Source organism: Cloacibacterium normanense (assembly GCF_003860565.1).
Classification (GTDB): domain Bacteria; phylum Bacteroidota; class Bacteroidia; order Flavobacteriales; family Weeksellaceae; genus Cloacibacterium; species Cloacibacterium normanense.
In genome coordinates this window covers 2,111,695-2,132,099 of the sequence record NZ_CP034157.1, presented here as the reverse complement: position 1 = coordinate 2,132,099, position 20,405 = coordinate 2,111,695, and the positions used below count along the sequence as shown (strand labels likewise).

Here is a 20,405-nt window from a genome sequence, read left to right as displayed (position 1 = left end):
TAAATGATGTTGCAATTTACAGAATTTTTGAAATAATTAATCGTTTTTGGGACTTTAGTCAAAATCCATTAACTTTGCACAAACCTAATCTAATGAGTAAAAAGAATACCAAATACATCTTTGTGACAGGAGGTGTAACTTCGTCTTTGGGAAAAGGCATTGTTTCGGCTTCACTTGGCCTGCTTTTAAAATCCCGAGGATTTAATGTAACCATCCAAAAGCTTGATCCTTACATTAATATAGACCCAGGAACACTTAATCCTTATGAGCATGGAGAATGTTATGTAACTGAAGATGGCGCAGAAACTGACCTAGATTTGGGTCACTACGAAAGATTTCTAGATTCTGCAACTTCTCAGAATAATAACGTTACTACAGGAAAAATCTATCAAACTGTAATAGAAAAAGAAAGAAAAGGAGATTTCCTAGGTAAAACCGTTCAGGTAATTCCGCATATTACGAATGAAATAAAACGCAGAATAAAAATTCTTGCTAAAGAAAATTACGACATCATCATTACAGAAATTGGCGGAACAGTAGGCGATATAGAATCATTACCTTATATAGAAAGTGTTCGTCAATTAAGATGGGAGCTCGGCGAAAATAATTCTATGGTCATTCACCTTACCTTGCTTCCTTACCTTGCTGCAAGTGGCGAATTGAAAACCAAGCCTTCTCAGCATTCCGTAAGACAATTAATGGAAAGCGGAATTCAAGCAGATGTTTTGGTGTGCAGAACAGAGCATAAAATTACCAAAGAAATTAAAGCTAAACTGGCGCAATTCTGTAACGTTCCTGCGGAAAATGTAATCGAAAGTATAGATGTAGAAACGATTTATCAAGTTCCGTTAGAATTACAAAAACAAAAATTTGATGAAGTAGTTCTTAAAGAATTGGCGTTGCCATTCAATCAAGAATCTGATTTGAAAGATTGGAAAAACTTCCTTAAAAAATATAAAAATCCTAAGAAAAAAGTTGAAATCGCTTTAGTTGGAAAATATGTTTCGCTTCAAGATTCTTACAAATCTATTGCCGAAGCATTTATTCATGCAGGAGCTTCACAAGATACTGAAGTGAAACTGAGATGGGTTTACAGTGGTGACTTAACCGAAGAAAATCTAACAGAAAACTTCAAAGGAATCGATGGAATGCTTATCGCTCCAGGTTTTGGCGATAGAGGAATTGAAGGAAAAATTTTGGCGGCAAAATTTGCTAGAGAAAATAAAATTCCGCTTTTGGGAATTTGTCTCGGAATGCAAATTATGACCATCGAATTTGCGAGAAATGTTCTGGGATTAAAAGATGCCAATTCTGCTGAATTTGATTTGACGACTAAAAATCCTGTTATTTCTTTAATGGAAGAACAAAAAAATGTAGTAGATAAAGGTGGTACGATGAGGTTGGGCGCTTGGAAATGTCAATTAAAACCTCACACTAAACTTATAGAAATCTACGGGAACAAAAATATTACCGAAAGACACCGTCATCGCTACGAATTTAACTCAGATTATTTAGAAGATTTCGAGAAAAATGGTTTGTACGCTTCGGGAATTAATCCAGATACTAAATTAGTAGAAACGCTAGAATTGAAGGATCATCCTTTTTATATAGGAGTTCAATATCATCCAGAATATAAAAGTACTGTAGCTACACCGCATCCGCTGTTTGTAGCATTGGTAAAAGCAGCTGCAGAAAAATAAATCTTAAACTCTCATTTTTTGAGAGTTTAATTTTTTAGAAATGACAATCTGACAAAAAATTCATATTTTTGTCACCCAAATTAAAAAGGAATGCTATTTGAGAAAATTAAATCTCAAATCTTAAATTTCAAATCTTAAATTAAAGTAATGCAAAAGAATAACGGATTAGATAAAAATCAACTGATTAGTTTTGTGATTTTTTCTGCCATTTTGATGGCTTTCATGTTTTATTTTCAAAACAAACAATCAGACGAAAAACAAGTAGCAGATGCTAAAGCAAAAACGGAGCAAAAAGTAGCTTCTAAAACTATTGCTAACAATATTAATGCTACAGTAAATGCAGCTGCAATAAAAAATGTTACGGTAAAAAATAAAGAACTTACTTTAGAATTTGCAAGTTTAGGAGGTCAGCTTTCGTCTGTAGAAATTAATCAATACAAAGCTTATAATGCTAAAACCGATAAGCATGATTTGCCACTTTATTTAATAGAAAAAAATAATTCTAGTTACGGATTTCAGTTTAAAGACAAAACAGGAAAAACTTTTAATACAAAAGATCTAGTTTTTGTGCCTAGCGTAAAGGATAATACTGTTACCATGACTGCTCAAGTTTCTGGTGCAACAATTCAGTACGTGTATCAACTTTTAGATAATTATACTTTAGATTTTAATGTTAAAACTCAAGGTTTATCTTCAACTGTTACAGATGAAAAAGCAGATTTTCACTGGAATTACACAGTAAGAGGAATGGAAAAAGGTCGTTCGCAAGAACAAACCCATTCAGAATTTAATTATGCTTTTGATAATTATGGATCTACCGATTATGATACCAATGGATTTGAAGAGCCAGAAGAAACCCTAAATTGGTTAGCTGTTAAACAGCAGTTTTTTGCTTCTATTATAGAATCTACTAATGGATTTACTCATGCTAAAGGAACTCAAGAAACCATAGAAAAAGGAGAATTTTTGAAAAAGTTCAATTTTGATGGTCAAGTAAAATTGGCAGGAAATGAATTGAATCAAAATTTCAAATGGTATTTCTTACCACTTGATTTACCATTGCTTAAAACTTTTGAAGGAAAAGAATTTGATAGCATTTTACCTTTAGGTTGGAGTTTCATAGGAACTTTAAACAGGATTTTCTTTGTGCCAGTATATAATTGGTTATCTGATTGGGGAATTGCAGCAGGTTGGGTAATTTTCTTAATGACTATTGCCACTAAACTTATCTTGTCTCCAGTAATGTTTAAGCAGCACAAATTGAGTGCGATGATGAAAGTGGTAAAACCAGAAATAGAAGAAGTAACAGAGAAGTTTAAAGGTCAAGAAAACGCAATGAAGCGTCAACAAGCGACCATGGAGATTTACAGAAAAGCTGGAATTAATCAGATGGCGGGCTGTTTACCAGCGCTGGTTCAGATTCCTATTTTCTATGCGCTTTTCCGTTTCTTCCCGAATATGATTGACTTGAGAGGAAAAGGATTTTGGTTTGCTAATGACCTTACTGCTTATGATGATTTAATTAAATTGCCATTTCATATTCCATTAATCGGGGAGCATATCAGTATTTTTGCGGTAGCATGTACCATTGTAGTTTTAATTTATACGATTATGACTTCTGGACAAATGCAACAACCACAGCAAGAAGGAATGCCAGATATGAGAATTATAATGTATATTTTCCCAATTACATTCTTCTTCTTCTTGAACACTTCTTCTTCTGGACTTTCTTGGTATTATTTTGTGTCAAATGCTTTAAATATATTAATTATCCTTGCGATAAAATATTGGATTTTAGATGAAAAGAAAATTCATGCTCAGATTCAACAAAATAAATCTAAAGCGCCAAAACCAGAAGGGAAATTCCAGAAACGTATGCGTGAAATGATGGAAAAAGCTCAAGAGCAACAAAAAATGCAAGAAGAGCAACGCAAAAAAATGAATAAGAAATAATTCAGTTTAAAAATAGAAAAAGTCGGTTAAAAAATTAACCGACTTTTTTATTGGTGTTAATCATAGTTTAATCTAAAAGATTGTCGATGATATTTCGTGGGGCCAAATTTCTTCAAAGCTTCTATGTGAACTTTAGTGGCGTATCCCATGTTTTTATTCCAACCGTATTCGGGAAACTCTTCATGTAACCGAATCATGAGTTGGTCTCTGTAATTTTTTGCAAGAATAGAAGCCGCAGCAATAGATAATATTTTAGAATCTCCTTTTATAATACACTGATGAGGTATATAATTATAAGGATGAAATTTATTTCCGTCCACTAAAATTAATTCGGGTCTTATAGTAAGCTTATCAAGAGCATTATGCATAGCATGTATGCTTGCGTTAAGAATATTATGCTGGTCTATAAACGCAGGAGAAAGTTCTGCAATAGCATAATCTTTTACATTATTTTTAATATAATCATCTAGCTCTAAACGTGTTTTAAAATTTAGTTTTTTAGAGTCATTAACTAAATTTTGCTCAAAATTATCGTCTAAAACCACTGCGGCAGCGACTACAGGACCACATAAACACCCTCTTCCTACTTCATCGCACCCTGCCTCCACATAATTTTCAGACCATTTTTTTATCAATTCCATAAATTTTAACGAAAAACCAACCTTCTTATTGAAAACATTGCAAAGTTAATAATTATTTAAGGTTTTATTAACAAAAAATTTGGATATGTTAATAATGTTTTGCATTTTTGTCTCAATGAAAAATTTAATTTGATATGAAGAAACTAACAAAAAGCGTTTTAGCTGTAGTTCTTTCTGCTTCATTTAGTGTTACATATGCACAAAAAGCAAAGACAGATACAGTAAAAACTAAGGATATCGAGGGGGTAGTAGTTACAGCCTTAGGTATTAAAAGAGATGAAAAGTCACTTTCTTATGCAAATCAAACAGTTAAGTCAAAAGATTTGAACTTAACACAGAATGTAGATGTCAAAGGGGCTATTGCAGGTAAAGTTGCTGGTGTGCAATTGAATGCGCAAGCAGGGTCTAAACTTGGTGATACAGGTAAGCTTAGATTAAGAGGTGCGGTGAGTTTATTAAGTGATGATGATCCAATCTATGTTCTAGATGGTGTAGTGGTTGATCCTAATACTATTGACATGGATAATGTTGAATCTGTGAATGTTCTTAAAGGTCCAAATGCTACTGCGCTTTATGGACAGAGAGCTCAATATGGGGTGGTTTTAATGACTTTGAAAAAGGGGGTTAAGAATAGGTTGAATGTGGAGTTGAACTCTACCATAACAGTTGATAAAGTTGCTAGAACAATGAAGTATCAAAATCAATATGGTCAAGGTTATGATGGGGATAGTTCATTGCAAACATTTGTATTCGATCCTTCTTTTCATCCTGCTGAATGGTCTGTTTTTGATGGTATGAGATATAAAGCTGGAGATAACAATTTAGCGGATGAATCTTGGGGTGCAAAATTTGATGGTCAAGATTATGTGCCATGGTATTCTTGGTGGAAAGATAGTCCTTATTATGGTAAAACAGCAAAATATGTTGCTCAGCCAAATAACGTGAAAGATTTCTACGAAAATGCAGTTAGTTTGAAAAATACTATTTCATTATCTGGAGGTAATGATAATTATACAGCTAGACTATCATTTACAAATTTAGATCAAAAAGGTATTACTCCATATACATTTTTGAAAAGAAATTATCTTAATATGAATTCTAATTACAAATTTACAGATAATTTCAACGTTGATTTTGTATTTAATTATTTAAGCGGAAAAGTTAGAGGAGAGTTTGATGATGGCTATTCTAACCAAACTTCAGGATCATTTAATCAATGGTTTGGTAGAGATTTGGATATCAAAAAAATGAAAGAATTAAAAGATTTAGAAACTCCTAATGGATATCATGCTTCGTGGAACTGGTGGGGACCTGATAATTGGGGAAGTGGAATTTATGAAAAACCTGCTTTCTGGTTTAACCCTTATACTTATATGGAGAGATATGAAAATTTTTCTCTTAGAGATAATTTAATGTTTTCTGTTTCTCCAAATTACAAGATAAATAATAATTTGTCTATTAGAGGAACTTTTTCAAGAAGAGATGATGGCAATAGTTTTAAATATTTTATGCCATACTCACTTACTAAAAGTGCATCTGGTACACAAGGAGGTTACATGGATTTCCTAAATGGATTTGGTTATAGTGACAGTAAAAGAGTTGAAGATAATTATGAAATTAGAGCTAATTATCAGAATAAATTTGGGAAATTTGATTTAAATGCATTTGTAGGAGGGATTATTACTAATTTTAATTGGTCAGGAAGTTCTGCTCAAATGGATGTATTTGGTAAATTAGGACAATTAATTATTCCAGATGTTTGGGACTTTAAAAATGCTGATATTGCACCTACATCTAATCCTTATAGTTATAAAAAGACAACAAAATCATTATTTGGAACATTTTCATTAGGTTATAATGATTTTATATATGTTGATGGTTCATTAAGAAATGATATAAATTCTGCATATTTTAATAATAATAATTCATTTATTACATTTTCACTAGGTGGCAGTGTGCTTTTACATAATCTTATAGAGAAGAATGACTTATTAACTTTCTTTAAGGTGAGAGCTGGTATTGCCCAAATAGCTGCAGATATTAGTGCTACAGCTCTAAATCCAGAATTTAGATATAATAGTCAACCATTTAAATCAGGTACAAAATCATATATCATTGCTCTACAGCCTACAAGATATGTGGATCCAAACTTAAAACCAGCAATTAATCAAAATTTTGAATTAGGAGCTGACTTAAAATTCTTAAAAAATAGAGTTTCGCTTTCTGCTACCTATTATAATGAAAAAAGAAATGATGAGCCAATTCCTGTAACGGTTCCTTCTTCAAGTGGAATGCTAGATACATTTATTAATTCTGCTGATGCAGTCAGAAAAGGGGTTGAATTATCACTTTCTGGTGATGTGTTAAAAAGCTCCAATGGTGTTAACTGGAATACTTCATTTAATTTTGCAAGAAATAAGTCAACGGTTGAGCGTGTTGCAGAAGGTTTAAATGCAATTAATTATGGATTTGCTCCTGCTTTTGGTTATGTTTCTGTAATTCAAAAGGAAGGTATGGAATGGGGACAATTAGTTGGAAATGGTTTCAAATTAGATGCAAATGGTAATAAGATACTTAATGCAAATGGGACTTATGCAGTAGAACAAAATAAATATTTTGGCTCTGTATTACCTAAATTTACAGGAGGTTTCTATAATACTTTAAGTTATAAAGGGATTACTTTAAGTGCTGCAATTGACTTTCAAAAAGGAGGTAAATTTTTCTCTCTTTCAGAACAATGGGGTAATTCCGGTGGTTTATTAGATGCGACAGCAGCAATTAATGATAGAGGATTTAATGTAAGAGATGATGTGAGTACTGGTGGTGGTGTACATGTAAAAGGAGTAAGCGAAACAGGTACTGCTATTGATACATATGTAGATGCATATACATATTTCACTCAATTCCATGGAAACAGACTTGCAGAGGAATATGTTCATGATGCAAGTTATATTAAATTGAGAGAAATGGCTGTAAGTTATTCTTTACCAAAATCATTAATAGGTTCAAAATTCCAAGGCATATCAGTGGGACTTGTTGCAAGAAATCCTTGGTTAATTTGGGTTGCAAAAGATAATCATCACAAATTTGATCCATCTGAAATGTCACAAGCTTATGGGGAAGATGGTCAATTACCAAGTACTAGAGGATTTGGTGTTAATGTAAAACTTAATTTCTAAAAGAAACTATTATGAAAAAAATAAAATCAATACTGTTATCTTTGACTGTTTTTTCTTTTGCTTTATCATGTGCAGACGAAAATTTTGGAGATAACTATAATAAAGATGTTAATGGTATTTATTCTTCAGATTATAAATCTTTAATGTCAGGAGCAATGATGAATTTTGCTCAAAATGGTGGTAATGCATATTTAATGAATCCTCAATTATATGTTCAATATCAATCACAATATGTTTATACCACGGAATCACTATATGGCGAAACAGCTTCTGCTTGGTCAAGATACTATGTTAATCAGATGAATTCATTAACTAAAATCATTCAAGATTATTCAGGCACTGTTACTCCAGCAATGGCAGTTCAAGGAAGTGCTCAAAATATGATTGGAGTGTCTAAGATTTTTAGAGCTATTGTGATGAAAAGAGTTACTGATGCATTTGGCGATGCACCTTTTTCTGAAGCAATGCAAATACAAAATGGAATTAAGACGCCAAAGTATGATTCTCAACAAGCCGTATATACTCAGATAATAAAAGACCTGAAAGATGGTAGAGATGCTCTTAGCTCTTCAACTACAGCTCCTCAAGGGGACATTATATATGGAGGAAATGTAACTAAATGGAAGAAGTTAGCAAATTCTGTTTTATTACAAGTAGCTCTCCAGATGTCAAAAAAATATCCTTCAGCAACAGGTATTGCTGCAACAGAATTTAATGCAGCTTTATCAAATTCTTCTGGAGTTATCGAAACTATTGCAGATGAAGCTTGGTTTACTTTTTCATCATCAAATTTGTTGCCTAATCCATTAAATGCTTTTAGAGCAGCTGACTATAGACTATCGAGAGAATTAGTTGAATCATTAAAAGGAACAACTACTTCTTTTAACAGAACTTCAAATCATACACCTGACACAAGATTAAAAATGTACAATAATGCATTTTCTATGAGTATTACAGGTCTTCCTTATGGTTATAGTTCTCAAGGTCTATCAGCAGCTGGTTATTCTGCACCTTCATCAGCAACAAATTCTCAGAGTTTGAAATTTAGAGGAGCAGACTCTCCTATGAATTTGATGACAGCAGGTTATACATTTTTAAACAGAGCTGAAGCTGCAGCTAGAGGTTGGACAACAGAAAACGTAGAATTAATGCTATCTAAAGGAATTGTTTTAAATTATCAAACCTTGGACAAACATTATATTACGAATTCAGATAATTATGATAGAAATACAAATGTATGGGGAGGTCCTAATATTTCTGGTACTACTCTTCAACCAACAGTTTATGCAGATGCTTATGCTGCTGCAAGAGTTGCTGACATTACTGCTTTTGGAGCTTTAAGAGTAATTGGAGAAGAAAAATGGGTAGCTCTATTTAATAATGGTTTAGATTCATGGTCAGAATGGAGAAGAACCGGATATCCAAATTTAGTTCCAGCGACCAATGCTCTAAATGGTGGTGTAATACCTAGAAGAATGATTTATCCTTTGGAAGAGCAAAATTTTAATAGTGCAAATTATAAAACTGCTTTATCAGGATTAAATCCAGGGACTGACAGTAATAAGTCCAAAATTTGGTGGGATCAATAAAATTTGATTTTCAATAATACAATAAAAACCATCCGATTTTTCGGGTGGTTTTTTTATTTATTATCTTTGCATAAAATATAGAACATGGATATTAAACAGCATATACAAAACTCTATTTCTGAGATTCTAAAAAACAATTATCAAATTGAAAATCTTACTTTAGAAGTTCAACAAAACAAAACAGATTTTGAGGGAGATTTCACAGTGGTTATTTTTCCTTTGGTGAAATTAGCCAAGAAAAGTCCAGATGTTTTAGGGAATGAATTGGGAGAAGAATTGATAAAGCAAGGAACTATCGAAAACATTAATGTAGTAAAAGGTTTCTTGAATTTATCAATCAATAACGAAGCTTTTATTCAGAATTTCAAAGAAATAAAAGCTCAGTTTGATGTAAAGGAAAATAAAAATCAGACCGTAATGGTAGAGTATTCTTCTCCGAATACTAACAAACCATTACACTTGGGGCACATCAGAAATAATTTATTAGGTTTTTCTGTTGCTCAAATTCTTAAAGAAGCTGGATACAATGTGGTAAAAACTCAAATCATCAATGATAGAGGTATTCATATTTGTAAATCTATGCTCGCTTGGGAAAAATTTGGTAAAGGGGAGACTCCAGAAACTACGGGACTAAAAGGGGATAAGCTTGTTGGAAATTATTACGTAGAATTTGATAAAAATTATAAAGCCCAAATTTCTGAACTTAAGGAGCAAGGTTTAGACGAAGAAACTGCAAAAAAACAAGCGCCAATTATTCTTGAAGCTCAAAAAATGCTTTTAGATTGGGAACAAAATAAACCAGAAGTTCGTGAACTTTGGGAAAAGATGAATTCTTGGGTTTATGCAGGTTTCAACGAGACATACAAAAGATTGGGCGTAGATTTCGACCAAGTTCAATACGAAAGCAATACTTACCTTTTAGGAAAAGACATTATCGAGGAAGGTCTTGCAAAAGGTGTTTTCTTCAAAAAAGAGGATAATTCTGTTTGGATTGATTTAACTGAAGATGGACTTGATCAAAAACTCGTTTTGCGTGGTGATGGAACTTCTGTTTATATGACTCAAGATTTGGGAACTGCAGTAGAGCGTTTCAAACAAAATGACATTCAAAAACTTATTTATACGGTTGGTAATGAACAAGATTATCACTTCCAAGTATTGTTTTTAATTCTGAAAAAATTAGGTTACGATTGGGCAAATCAATTGTATCACCTTTCTTACGGAATGGTAGAATTGCCGGAAGGTAAAATGAAATCTCGTGAAGGAACAGTAGTAGATGCAGATGATTTAATGCAAGAAATGTATCTTACCGCTAAAGAAAAATCTGAAGAATTAGGAAAACTAGAAGGTTTGTCAGACGAAGAAAAGGAAAAATCTTACGAAATTGTAGGTTTAGGTGCTTTGAAATATTTTATGCTGAAAGTAGATCCTAAAAAGAAAATGCTTTTCAATCCTGCAGAAAGTATTGATTTCAACGGGAATACAGGGCCTTTTATTCAATATACTTACGCCAGAATTCAATCTTTGTTGAATAGAGCTAATTTTACAGAAGGAGATTTTGGAAATTATCAACCAAATGCTTCAGAGAAAGAATTAATTATGCAATTATCTAATTATAAGGAAGTTGTAGAAAAAGCTGCGGAAACTTTAAGTCCGGCTCAAGTTGCGAATTACGTTTACGATTTGGTGAAAACGTATAATTCTTTTTACCAAAACAATCCTGTGATGACTTTGGAAGACGAAAATGCTAAGCAATTCAAACTCCAAATTTCAGATTTAACTGCAAAAACCATCAAAAAGTCCTTACATTTATTGGGAATTAATGTGGTAAACAGAATGTAGAATTAAACCGCAAAAGAGACAAAAGCTTTCGGTTACTTTTAAGCTCTACAAAAGTAAAAAAGTAAAACATTCTGCTTTTTTTACTTTTTTAATACTTGTTTTCAAGCCTTTCTTTTGTTTCTTTTGTGGTTAAAAATTAAAATTTTGAATCATTTTAATACAGATTAATTTTATAAGATTAAAGTAACTTATAATCTGCGAAATCTGCGGGAAATTAAAAATGCAACTAGATTTTTCTAAAAATATCAATATAAAATCACTTTTTCCAGAGAATGAATTCGAGGAAAAGGTGATTTCTTTTTTGCAAGATTGGTTTTCTCATTCTGAAACCGTTTCTGTCCAAACATCGGGTTCTACGGGAATTCCGAAAGTCTTTGAAATCGAAAAAAAGAGAATGCTCAATTCGGCAAAAATGACTTGTGATTTTTTAGGATTGAAAGAAGGAGATACGGCTTTGCTTTGTTTGCCAGTTCAGTATATTTCTGGTAAAATGATGCTAGTGAGAGCTATCGAAAGAAAACTGAAAGTCATTATTTCTGAACCAAGCTCTACTCCTGAAATTTCACAAAATACAGACTTCTGTGCGATGACACCATTGCAAGTTCAAAATTCTTTAAACAAGATTTATTTAATTAAAAACTTAATTATTGGAGGAGCAACTGTTTCAGAGAAATTAAAAAAAGAAATTTCTACCACTCTCCAATTCTCCAATTCTCCCACTAGAATTTACGAGACTTACGGAATGAGCGAAACGCTTTCTCACATTGCTTTGAAACAAATAGCGCCCGTTCAGGAAGAATATTTTACGGTTTTAAATGATGTTGAGATTTCTGTAGATGAAAGAAACTGTTTGAAAATTTACGCGCCAAAACTCAATCCAGAAATTTTGCAAACTAATGATATTGTAGAACTAATGCATTTCGACTCCGCTCAATGTGATGAAAAGCAATTCAAATTTTTAGGGAGATTTGACAATGTTATTAATTCTGGAGGAGTAAAAATTTTTGCTGAAGAATTAGAAAGTTTGGTTAAAAAACATATTGATAGAGATTTAGTTTTCCTTGGAAAACCAGATGAAACTTTAGGCGAAAAACTCATTTTAGTTATCGAAGGAAAAAATGAAGAACATTTCAAATCTGAAATCTTAAATCTCAAATTTGAGAATAAATTTCATATTCCTAAAGAAGTCTTATTTTTAGAGAAATTCCCAAGAGCGGAAAACGGTAAGGTTTTAAGGAAAGAAATACTTAAATTTCTCACAGATTGAGCAGATTATGCAGATTTTCTTTAGTTTAGCCTTTTATTTTGTAATTAGATTTTTTATGATATTTTAATTTAAAGTTTAATTTTAACCACAAAAGTAACAAAAGATTTCCTTTATTCATAAGCTATCCAAAAGTAAAAAATAGGAATTTTACTTTTTTTACTTTTGAATTATTTGTTTTCAAGTTTTTCTTTTTGCTTCTTTTGCGGTAAAAAAAATGAGATTAAATTAACCAGAGGAACATCTGCTAAATCAGCTTTATCAGCGAGAGATAAATTATGAAAAATTTCGAGCACGAACTTTCTTACAAAACTTCCCGAAGCAGTGGAAGTGGCGGACAAAACGTAAACAAAGTAGAAACTTCTGTTACGGTACTATGGAAGGTAGAAGATTCTGCGGTTTTTACAGAAAGTGAAAAAGAAAGAATTTTGTTGAAGCTTAAAAACAGAATTAATGCAGAAGGAATTCTTCAAACTACAGTTTCTGAAAGCAGAACACAACTCCAAAATAAGAAAATTGCTACCGATAAAATTCAGGAATTGGTGAATAAATCGCTCATCGTTCCTAAGAAAAGAATCGCTACAAAACCGAGTCGGGCAAAAGTAGAAAAGCGTTTAGAAAGCAAAAAGAAACTCTCTGAGAAGAAAGAAAATAGAAAATTTAGGTTGTAAGAAATGATAAAATTTGGTTCCATAGGAATCAAAGGTTTGTAGAAATTATAAATAACGTTTAGCTGGAAGCTCCATTGGAGCGATACAAATAAAAAAATATGAAAAAGTCAGTTTTTAGAATTGTTAACCGATTCAATAAAAAATTTCTCCCAAAATACAGTCATCTTGATCCAACGAAACTTACAAAATTTCAAAAAGGAATTTTGGCTTTTAGATATTATGTTTTAATCAATTCTTTGGATTAAAATTTGAAATGACGCGAGCGAAGCGAGCGTCGATTTTTTTCAAAATAAATAATCCTTCAAGGATTCTAAATCCTTGAAGGATTGATATAAGTATATTGTAGAATAGTGGAAAGAAAAACGAATAGTGATTTCTAGCCCGATTGAACGGTTTGTTTGAGCTCTTTTTAGAAATTTTCTTAGAGGAATGGTTTGGCAAAAATTTCTAAAAAAGCGAGTAGTGAAAGCGGGACATTAGTTGAAAAATAAGTAGAAATATCTTGCTCCTAAAAACTTCCAGCTTCCAGCTTCTAACTTCCTGCAAAAATCTTATCTTTGCAAAAATTCTTATAAAAATGAGCAATAAACCGATTACCGAATTTATAGAAAAATATTATTTGCATTTTAATTCTGCTGCTTTGGTAGATGCTGCAAAAGGTTATGTAGCGCACCTTAAAGATGGTGGGAAAATGATGATTACTTTGGCTGGAGCGATGTCAACCGCAGAAATGGGGAAAATTTTGGCAGATATGATTCGTGAAGACAAAGTAGATATTATTTCTTGTACTGGAGCGAATTTAGAAGAAGATTTAATGAATTTGGTAGCGCATTATCACTACGAAAGAGTGCCTCATTACAGAGATCTTACACCGCAAGAAGAGTGGGATTTGTTAGAAAGAGGTTTAAATAGAGTTACCGATACTTGTATCCCAGAAGAAGAAGCGTTCAGAAGATTGCAAAAGCATATTTATGAAATATGGAAAGATGCAGATTCTAAAGGAGAAAGATATTTTCCACACGAATATATGTACAAAATGATTCTTTCTGGAGTTCTAGAACAATACTATGAAATCCCAAGAGAAGATTCTTGGATGATTGCAGCTGCAGAGAAAAATTTACCAATTGTAGTACCAGGTTGGGAAGATTCTACGATGGGAAATATCTTCGCAAGCTATTGTATTAAAGGAGATTTAAAAGCTTCTACTATGAAATCTGGAATTGAATATATGATGTTCTTAGCAGATTGGTATCCAAAAAACAGTGGTGGAAAAGGTGTTGGTTTCTTCCAAATTGGAGGAGGAATTGCAGGTGATTTCCCAATTTGTGTAGTACCAATGTTATATCAGGATATGGAAATGCACGACATTCCGTTCTGGAGCTATTTCTGTCAGATTTCAGATTCTACCACTTCTTATGGTTCATATTCTGGAGCTGTTCCGAACGAAAAAATTACTTGGGGAAAATTAGATATCACCACACCGAAATTCATCGTTGAGAGTGATGCTACGATTTGTGCGCCTTTGATTTTTAAATATATTTTAGAAAATTCTTAAAGATAGAAGACGGAAGTCGGAAGCTGGAAGTTATACAAACGCTCAAATTATTTTGGGCGTTTTTTTATTCCCCTTCTTTGAAGGGGTGGCTTCGCAAGGTGAAGTCGGGGTAGTGTAAGGAGCAACAAGATTTGTGATTTTTAGAAAACGCAGTCCCGCTTTTCGCTATATTTTTTTTGTTCATATTTCGACTCCGCTCAATATCACAAAAAAGGATGCCGCTGCAATCGGGGCTAAATTTTACTTTTCAGTTTTTATTTTACTTGTATAAAATTTTTAAATAAAATCTTCAAAAATGGTTCCGAAGGAACCAAATATGTGTAAAAAGAAATTTACCACAAAATATTTAGCGTTCCGTAGGAACGCAATATATTATTTACGCTAAAAACATAGCGTTCCTACGGAACGCACAGCAAAACAAATCATTTTTTACACACATAGCGTTCCTATGGAACATTTTTTAGATAAAAAAATATTGTAATTTTAAAATTTTGAAAATAATTGAGCGCGAGCGAAGCGAGCGTCAATTTCATAAAAAAAAATATCTTTGAAACAATCTGATGTCTGAAATCTTACCTCTAAATTCTAATAATAATGAACGAAACCTTCAAAAAACAAGTCTTTGAAATCATCAAAATGATTCCTAAAGGTAGAGTAACCACTTATGGAGCAATTGCAAAGGCAGTTGGTTTTCCAAACTATTCTCGTCACGTAGGAAATGCTTTGAGGAATTATGATGAAGATTTCCCTGCACATAGAGTTTGTAGTGCTTGTGGAATTATTTCTGCGGAAAGTTGTATTCCAAAATTTACCGAAAAGTTAGCCAAAGAAGGAGTAGAAGTAAAAGAAAATAAAATCCAGAATTTTAAACAAGTTTTTTGGAATCCTTTAGAAGAGATTAATTTGTAAAAGTGGGAATTCTCCTTTGTTAATTTCAATTTAATATTGATAAGAATACTGCGGCCAGCTTCGCTGCGGCAGTATTCTTAAAAAAAACCGGCGCGAGCAAAGCTCGCGCCGGTTCTGTATCTGAAAAAAAATTATTTCTTTTCTTTAATAGCCACTTTTATTTTCTCAGCTAATTCTTCTAAAAGTTCAGGATTGTCTTTTAGTAATTCTTTCACGGCGTCTCTACCTTGTCCCAGTTTCGTGTCACCATAGCTGAACCAAGAACCAGATTTTTTAACAATATCAAATTCAACGCCCAGATCTAGAATTTCGCCAACTTTAGAAATTCCTTCTCCGTACATAATATCGAATTCTGTATTTTTAAACGGTGGAGCTACTTTGTTTTTTACAATTTTTACTTTCACACGGTTTCCTACAGCATCTTCGCCTACTTTTATTGGTGAACCACTTCTTCTGATATCAATTCTTACCGAAGCATAGAATTTTAGTGCATTTCCACCAGTAGTTGTTTCAGGATTTCCGAACATTACCCCGATTTTTTCTCTTAATTGGTTGATGAAAATTACTGTACATTTTGTTCTAGAAATCGTTGCCGTTAATTTTCTCAAAGCTTGAGACATTAATCTTGCGTGCAGCCCCATTTTAGAATCGCCCATTTCTCCTTCAATTTCTGCTTTTGGTGTCAAAGCTGCAACAGAGTCGATTACCACGATGTCAATCGCTCCAGAACGGATTAAATTATCTGCAATTTCTAATGCTTGTTCACCATTGTCAGGTTGAGAAATGATTAAATTTTCTACATCAATTCCCAATTTTTTAGCGTAAACTGCATCAAAAGCGTGTTCTGCATCTATGAAAGCCGCAATTCCGCCTTGTTTTTGAGATTCTGCAATTGCGTGCATTGTAAGAGTGGTTTTACCAGAAGATTCTGGCCCGTAAATTTCGATAACTCTTCCTTTTGGATAACCGCCAACTCCCAAAGCAATATCTAAACCAAGTGAACCACTCGGAATTACTTCTACTTCTTCTACTGCACTGTCTCCCATTTTCATTACGGTACCTTTTCCGTAGGTTTTATCCATTTTTTCGAGGACTAATGCGAGTGCTTTTTTCTTATCGTCTATACTGCTCATTTTTCTTAAATTTTATCAAAAATACAATTAATTTGTTTATACCTAGAAAGAAAATTTCGTTATTTTCTTCTTTTCTACGACAAAGATAATACGGTTGTGCGACAAAATATGTCGTGTAAACTGATTTAAAATTTTATTTTAGATTTGTAAGATAATTTTACATGATGAAAATAATTAAAAGAGCTTCATTTCTCCTTTTACTGTCCCTTTTCAGCTTTAATTTGACTTTTTCACAGCAAAAAGTAGATACTGTTTTTGTAGGTAAAGCGACATCTAAAAATCTAAGACAAAGTATTGATAAAAAAGCTTTGGTTTATATTGTCGTAAGACATGGTGAGAAAGAAAATAATGGCAAAAATCCTCATCTTTCTGATGCAGGAAAAGAAAGGGCAAAACGTTTAGCTCAACTGTTCAAAAAAGTAAAAATTCAGAATGCTTTTAGTACTGATTTTTTCAGAACTCGAGAAACTTTAGAACCTTTGATTTTAGAGAAAAAGTTAGATTTGAAGATTTACAATCCAAGAGAAATTCCTGAATTTGTGAAAAATGATTTATCTAAAAACACTGGAGTCAATATTATTTCAGGACATTCTAATACCAACCCAATTTTGCTCAATGAATTAATTCAGCAACCTTTGTTCAAAGATATTCCAGACGAAAAATTTAATGACATTTATATTGTCAATTTTTTTGAAAATGATAAAAAAGTGAAAGTCTATCATTTATTATACTAAAAAAAACTGCCCTTTTTGAGGCAGTTTTTATTTTAATTATTTGCAACGGTATCTTTATTCTTTTTAGATAATTCTGCGATTCTTGAAATGTCATCCAAAGAAAACTTTCCTAAAACTTTTACATAAACCAGCTCTTTGTCGTCTCTCACGGTAATCAGTAAATCCTTAATCATGGTGTCTGAATCTGTAATTGCAGACATAATTTTAATTTTAGAATCCTTGCTGTTTACACTCATCAATTCTTGTAAATTGCTGCCAAAAGATTGTCTAGAAAACTGAGCAACCATTTTATCAGAAGCATTTTGTACGGTGTAAACTTTTACTTTTCTGATTTTTTTGATAAGGCGAATAACTTCTTCTGATTCACCGTCTTCTCTTAATGCTTTTTTGATGTAAGGTTTTACGATAAACATCGGAACATTTATTTTGGTAACGGTTGCGTTTCCTTTTGTTTCTTCGTTGTAGAGAGACTTTTCACTTACAATGCAAGATTGCAGAGAGACCAAAATGGTAAAAATTGCTATAAGTTTTAGAAATGATTTCATAGGTGTTAATTTTAGTTGACAATGGTTGAAAGAGAATCGCCATTTTTAAAAATTTGTATAAATGGCGATTTCAGTGTTTATTTTTTAGGTTTTTCTGGTGTTTTAGGTGCTTTATCTTCTTTTTGTACGTCATTAATCAAGTTAGAAACATCGTCCATAGAGATTTGTCCGTCTAACATCATCAAGATGTTTTCATCTTCAGAAGAAATGGTTAATAGCATGTTATTCAGTAAATTAGAACTTGTGTCTGCTGCTAAAAACTTAATTTTATTGTCTTTGCTGTTCAGCGTCATGAGTTCATCATATTTCAGATTTTTTACGGCAGCTAGAATTTCATTTTTTACTTTACTAGCTTCATTGATGGCAGCTAATTGAGCAGCGGTAGGATTTTCGGCTGTTTCAGGTTTTTCCATGATGAGGATTTTTAAACCATTCATTTTACTGATAAGCGGTTTAATTTTGTCCATATCTGAGTCATCAATATTGATGTTATTGAGCAATCTAAACATTGGTTTAGCAATCTTAATAGAAGTTACGCCTTCTGCTTCTTGATATTTTTCAAAAATAGCGTCTAATTTTTCAGTCTGTGCCAAAGCAAACACTGGCAAAAACATGAGGAATAGGAATGTGATAATATTTTTCATTGTATTAATTTTTTAAAAGTTAATGGATAAATTTTTGATAGGCTCTGCCTGGTTTATAGTTTTGGTAACGTTACTCGCGAAAAGTTGAAATGCTTCCTTCGTAATATCGATGGCTTCTTCTTCGTTATAAATTTTTTTACCATTTACGATTACATAATCTGCGCTGTATTCTTCTGCTGGATTTTCTAGAATTTCAGTAGATTTTTCTACAGCTTTACTTGGTTGAGAAGCAATATTTTGATGTTCATTTCTTAACTCGTGATTTATTTTTTTAGTGGGTTTTACGTTGTTTTCAGCAACTTTTATAGTGTTTGAATTATTGTTAATGTCTTGATTTTTAGTTGGTTTTATAATGTTGGTTTGTGCTGGTTTTTCTGAAGGATTACTTTCATTAGAAGCAATTGGTTTCAAAGTTGGTTCTGTAATGTCTGGGTTAAAGAACATCATCATTCCAAAAAGCGTAACCAAACTTGCTGCCATCCAATACCATTTTTGACTACCGCCACCAGATTTTTTTTGCAAAGGAATTACTTTAGTTTCCTCTGGTTTTTCTTCGGTTTTTTTCAAGAAATCTTCGAAATTCCAATCCATTTTTTCTTCCTTCAGTTCTTGGAAGATGTTTTGGTATTCTTTATCTATATTTGGGTTCATTGTTTCGGGTTTTAAATGTTTTGAATTTTTCTGTTTTCAAACGCTAACAGGTTGTTAATCTGTTCTTTTACTTTTTGTCTGGCTCTCATCAGATTCACTCTCACTGCATTTTCTTCTATTTCTAAAATCTCCGAGATTTCCGAGACTTCATATTCTTCTACATCTTTCAGGTGAATGACCAATTTCTGTTTTTCGGGGAGCGCATTGATAAATTCTAAAATTTTCTCCTTCAGATTATTGGTTTCCATTTTGTAGAGTTCATTTCTGTGTAATTGAAAATCTGCAAAATTCTGTTTCACCGTTTCGTGTTTCAGTTTATTGAGACACTCGTTTTTCACACATTTTAGTACATAAGATTTTAAATTGAGATGTACCAATTCATCCTTTTTTTGCCAAAATTTCAGCATTAAATCCTGCACCAAATCTTCAGCTTCGTCACTACTCACCAAGAATCGCTTTGCAAAACGATACATCTCGTCTTTCAAAACAAATACAGTATTCTTAAATGTTTCTTGATTCATAGGTTAGTTTCTATAGGTAAGACAACGAAGGTCGGAAAAATATTACATCAGAAATAAAAATTTTTTATTTTCTTGATTTTTAGTCATTAAAAAGCCGCTTTCATTTTTTTGAAAACGGCTAGTATTTTTAGTTAATTTTGTCATTAACTTCTTCGAATCTTCGATTTCCGTAGGAATCTCAATTCAATTTTATCATTATTTTCTTCTTAAGCCATTTGTTATTTTCAAAATACTTTAGAGTTGTTTTGAAATAGTGTATTTCAAATTGATTATCCTCAAAAAGAAATTCTGCAATGGGTTCATCTGAATTTTTAATGGTATTTACTATTTTATTTTTTGGTAAAGTAAATCGTATAGTTTTGAAAGTATCTATATTTAATAATATAAGTTTGTTGTAATCCGAGCTTAAATAAACCAAATAAGGAATTTTATTACTCTCACTAAAAGCAATTCCTTTCTCAATTTTTTGAACCAAATTACCTGTGTTTTTATCATGTAAATAATAACCAAAAGGTTCACAACAGCCAGAAATCCATTTGTAGGTGAAAAGAAATTTATTTTCATATTCATTTGCGAACTGATAGCCAATTCTATCCATGAAATCTGTTTCTATTTCAAATAATTTCTTTTTTACTTTTTTATTTTCAAAAATTATTTTACCCTTTTCACAATTATATTCCCAATGAATGCTTGCAGCATTTGAAAAAATATGCTTTTTGCAGTCAACTAAACTTTCAAATTTTTCACAGTTGCAATACTTTTCTTGAGCAGAAAAATTACAAGAAATGAAAAGTAATAACAAATGAATTAGTCTAACTTTCATAAAAAAATCAATTTAGATTCCTGCGGAATGACAAACTTTATGTTTTAAATC

17 protein-coding genes are annotated in these 20,405 nt (G+C 32.2%); 10 read left to right on the top strand and 7 right to left on the bottom strand.

What is annotated here, in order from left to right:
* Window positions 1-92 precede the first annotated feature (92 nt).
* Both EB819_RS09730 and yidC read left to right on the top strand, forming a co-directional pair.
* Complete coding sequence (locus EB819_RS09730; protein WP_069800552.1) at window positions 93-1,700, top strand: CTP synthase; 1,608 nt, start codon at window positions 93-95, stop codon at window positions 1,698-1,700.
* A gap of 147 nt (window positions 1,701-1,847) precedes the next feature.
* Entirely contained in the window at window positions 1,848-3,653 is a 1,806-nt protein-coding gene (yidC, locus tag EB819_RS09725) for a membrane protein insertase YidC (protein ID WP_069800555.1), read from the top strand.
* Window positions 3,654-3,709: 56 nt separating this feature from the next.
* Here yidC and EB819_RS09720 read toward each other — a convergent pair whose 3' ends face one another.
* Window positions 3,710-4,294, bottom strand: a complete 585-nt coding sequence (locus tag EB819_RS09720) for a ribonuclease HII (protein ID WP_069800557.1) — start codon at window positions 4,292-4,294, stop codon at window positions 3,710-3,712.
* A 134-nt stretch (window positions 4,295-4,428) separates the two neighbouring features.
* Here EB819_RS09720 and EB819_RS09715 point away from each other — a divergent pair, with 134 nt between their 5' ends.
* The 7 genes from EB819_RS09715 (at window position 4,429) to EB819_RS09685 (ending at window position 15,303) form a co-directional block, all read left to right on the top strand.
* Window positions 4,429-7,473: a SusC/RagA family TonB-linked outer membrane protein gene (locus EB819_RS09715; RefSeq protein WP_069800559.1), complete on the top strand. Its 3,045-nt coding sequence runs from the start codon at window positions 4,429-4,431 to the stop codon at window positions 7,471-7,473.
* Between the two features lie 41 nt (window positions 7,474-7,514).
* Window positions 7,515-9,062 (top strand): SusD/RagB family nutrient-binding outer membrane lipoprotein, encoded by a 1,548-nt coding sequence (locus tag EB819_RS09710; protein ID WP_158005966.1) that lies wholly within the window; start codon window positions 7,515-7,517, stop codon window positions 9,060-9,062.
* Window positions 9,063-9,146: 84 nt separating this feature from the next.
* Window positions 9,147-10,904 carry an arginine--tRNA ligase gene (gene argS, locus EB819_RS09705; protein ID WP_069800562.1) on the top strand — a complete coding sequence of 586 codons (1,758 nt, stop codon included), beginning with the start codon at window positions 9,147-9,149 and terminating at the stop codon, window positions 10,902-10,904.
* 220 nt (window positions 10,905-11,124) lie between these two features.
* Entirely contained in the window at window positions 11,125-12,171 is a 1,047-nt protein-coding gene (locus EB819_RS09700) for an AMP-binding protein (RefSeq protein WP_069800564.1), read from the top strand.
* Between the two features lie 275 nt (window positions 12,172-12,446).
* Entirely contained in the window at window positions 12,447-12,839 is a 393-nt protein-coding gene (arfB, locus tag EB819_RS09695) for an alternative ribosome rescue aminoacyl-tRNA hydrolase ArfB (RefSeq protein WP_069800566.1), read from the top strand.
* A 577-nt stretch (window positions 12,840-13,416) separates the two neighbouring features.
* Window positions 13,417-14,394, top strand: a complete 978-nt coding sequence (locus EB819_RS09690; protein WP_069800568.1) for a deoxyhypusine synthase family protein — start codon at window positions 13,417-13,419, stop codon at window positions 14,392-14,394.
* 594 nt (window positions 14,395-14,988) lie between these two features.
* Window positions 14,989-15,303, top strand: a complete 315-nt coding sequence (locus EB819_RS09685) for an MGMT family protein (RefSeq protein ID WP_069800569.1) — start codon at window positions 14,989-14,991, stop codon at window positions 15,301-15,303.
* 131 nt (window positions 15,304-15,434) lie between these two features.
* On the opposite strand, the gene recA is transcribed toward EB819_RS09685, so the two are convergent.
* A complete protein-coding gene (recA, locus tag EB819_RS09680) occupies window positions 15,435-16,436 on the bottom strand; it encodes a recombinase RecA (protein ID WP_069800572.1) in 1,002 nt (333 codons plus the stop codon).
* 161 nt (window positions 16,437-16,597) lie between these two features.
* Here recA and EB819_RS09675 point away from each other — a divergent pair, with 161 nt between their 5' ends.
* Window positions 16,598-17,170: a histidine phosphatase family protein gene (locus tag EB819_RS09675; RefSeq protein WP_069800574.1), complete on the top strand. Its 573-nt coding sequence runs from the start codon at window positions 16,598-16,600 to the stop codon at window positions 17,168-17,170.
* 32 nt (window positions 17,171-17,202) lie between these two features.
* Here EB819_RS09675 and EB819_RS09670 read toward each other — a convergent pair whose 3' ends face one another.
* From EB819_RS09670 to EB819_RS09650, 5 genes are all read right to left on the bottom strand, one after another.
* Window positions 17,203-17,715: a DUF4252 domain-containing protein gene (locus EB819_RS09670; protein ID WP_069800576.1), complete on the bottom strand. Its 513-nt coding sequence runs from the start codon at window positions 17,713-17,715 to the stop codon at window positions 17,203-17,205.
* 77 nt (window positions 17,716-17,792) lie between these two features.
* Window positions 17,793-18,359, bottom strand: coding sequence for a DUF4252 domain-containing protein (locus EB819_RS09665; protein ID WP_069800578.1), 567 nt, complete (start codon window positions 18,357-18,359; stop codon window positions 17,793-17,795).
* 12 nt (window positions 18,360-18,371) lie between these two features.
* Window positions 18,372-19,010: a hypothetical protein gene (locus tag EB819_RS09660; RefSeq protein WP_069800580.1), complete on the bottom strand. Its 639-nt coding sequence runs from the start codon at window positions 19,008-19,010 to the stop codon at window positions 18,372-18,374.
* 11 nt (window positions 19,011-19,021) lie between these two features.
* Window positions 19,022-19,531: a GFO_1088 family ECF-type sigma factor gene (locus EB819_RS09655; RefSeq protein WP_069800582.1), complete on the bottom strand. Its 510-nt coding sequence runs from the start codon at window positions 19,529-19,531 to the stop codon at window positions 19,022-19,024.
* Window positions 19,532-19,709: 178 nt separating this feature from the next.
* Entirely contained in the window at window positions 19,710-20,354 is a 645-nt protein-coding gene (locus EB819_RS09650; protein ID WP_069800584.1) for a hypothetical protein, read from the bottom strand.
* Between the last annotated feature and the right edge of the window lie 51 nt (window positions 20,355-20,405).

What these genes read in the sequence shown, in the direction of transcription:
- EB819_RS09730 (WP_069800552.1), top strand. Translation starts at nt 93, where the DNA reads ATGAGTAAAAAGAATACCAAATACATCTTTGTGACAGGAGGTGTAACT.
- yidC (WP_069800555.1), top strand. Translation starts at nt 1,848, where the DNA reads ATGCAAAAGAATAACGGATTAGATAAAAATCAACTGATTAGTTTTGTG.
- EB819_RS09720 (WP_069800557.1), bottom strand. Translation starts at nt 4,294, where the DNA reads ATGGAATTGATAAAAAAATGGTCTGAAAATTATGTGGAGGCAGGGTGC.
- EB819_RS09715 (WP_069800559.1), top strand. Translation starts at nt 4,429, where the DNA reads ATGAAGAAACTAACAAAAAGCGTTTTAGCTGTAGTTCTTTCTGCTTCA.
- argS (WP_069800562.1), top strand. Translation starts at nt 9,147, where the DNA reads ATGGATATTAAACAGCATATACAAAACTCTATTTCTGAGATTCTAAAA.
- EB819_RS09700 (WP_069800564.1), top strand. Translation starts at nt 11,125, where the DNA reads ATGCAACTAGATTTTTCTAAAAATATCAATATAAAATCACTTTTTCCA.
- arfB (WP_069800566.1), top strand. Translation starts at nt 12,447, where the DNA reads ATGAAAAATTTCGAGCACGAACTTTCTTACAAAACTTCCCGAAGCAGT.
- EB819_RS09690 (WP_069800568.1), top strand. Translation starts at nt 13,417, where the DNA reads ATGAGCAATAAACCGATTACCGAATTTATAGAAAAATATTATTTGCAT.
- EB819_RS09685 (WP_069800569.1), top strand. Translation starts at nt 14,989, where the DNA reads ATGAACGAAACCTTCAAAAAACAAGTCTTTGAAATCATCAAAATGATT.
- recA (WP_069800572.1), bottom strand. Translation starts at nt 16,436, where the DNA reads ATGAGCAGTATAGACGATAAGAAAAAAGCACTCGCATTAGTCCTCGAA.
- EB819_RS09675 (WP_069800574.1), top strand. Translation starts at nt 16,598, where the DNA reads ATGATGAAAATAATTAAAAGAGCTTCATTTCTCCTTTTACTGTCCCTT.
- EB819_RS09670 (WP_069800576.1), bottom strand. Translation starts at nt 17,715, where the DNA reads ATGAAATCATTTCTAAAACTTATAGCAATTTTTACCATTTTGGTCTCT.
- EB819_RS09665 (WP_069800578.1), bottom strand. Translation starts at nt 18,359, where the DNA reads ATGAAAAATATTATCACATTCCTATTCCTCATGTTTTTGCCAGTGTTT.
- EB819_RS09660 (WP_069800580.1), bottom strand. Translation starts at nt 19,010, where the DNA reads ATGAACCCAAATATAGATAAAGAATACCAAAACATCTTCCAAGAACTG.
- EB819_RS09655 (WP_069800582.1), bottom strand. Translation starts at nt 19,531, where the DNA reads ATGAATCAAGAAACATTTAAGAATACTGTATTTGTTTTGAAAGACGAG.
- EB819_RS09650 (WP_069800584.1), bottom strand. Translation starts at nt 20,354, where the DNA reads ATGAAAGTTAGACTAATTCATTTGTTATTACTTTTCATTTCTTGTAAT.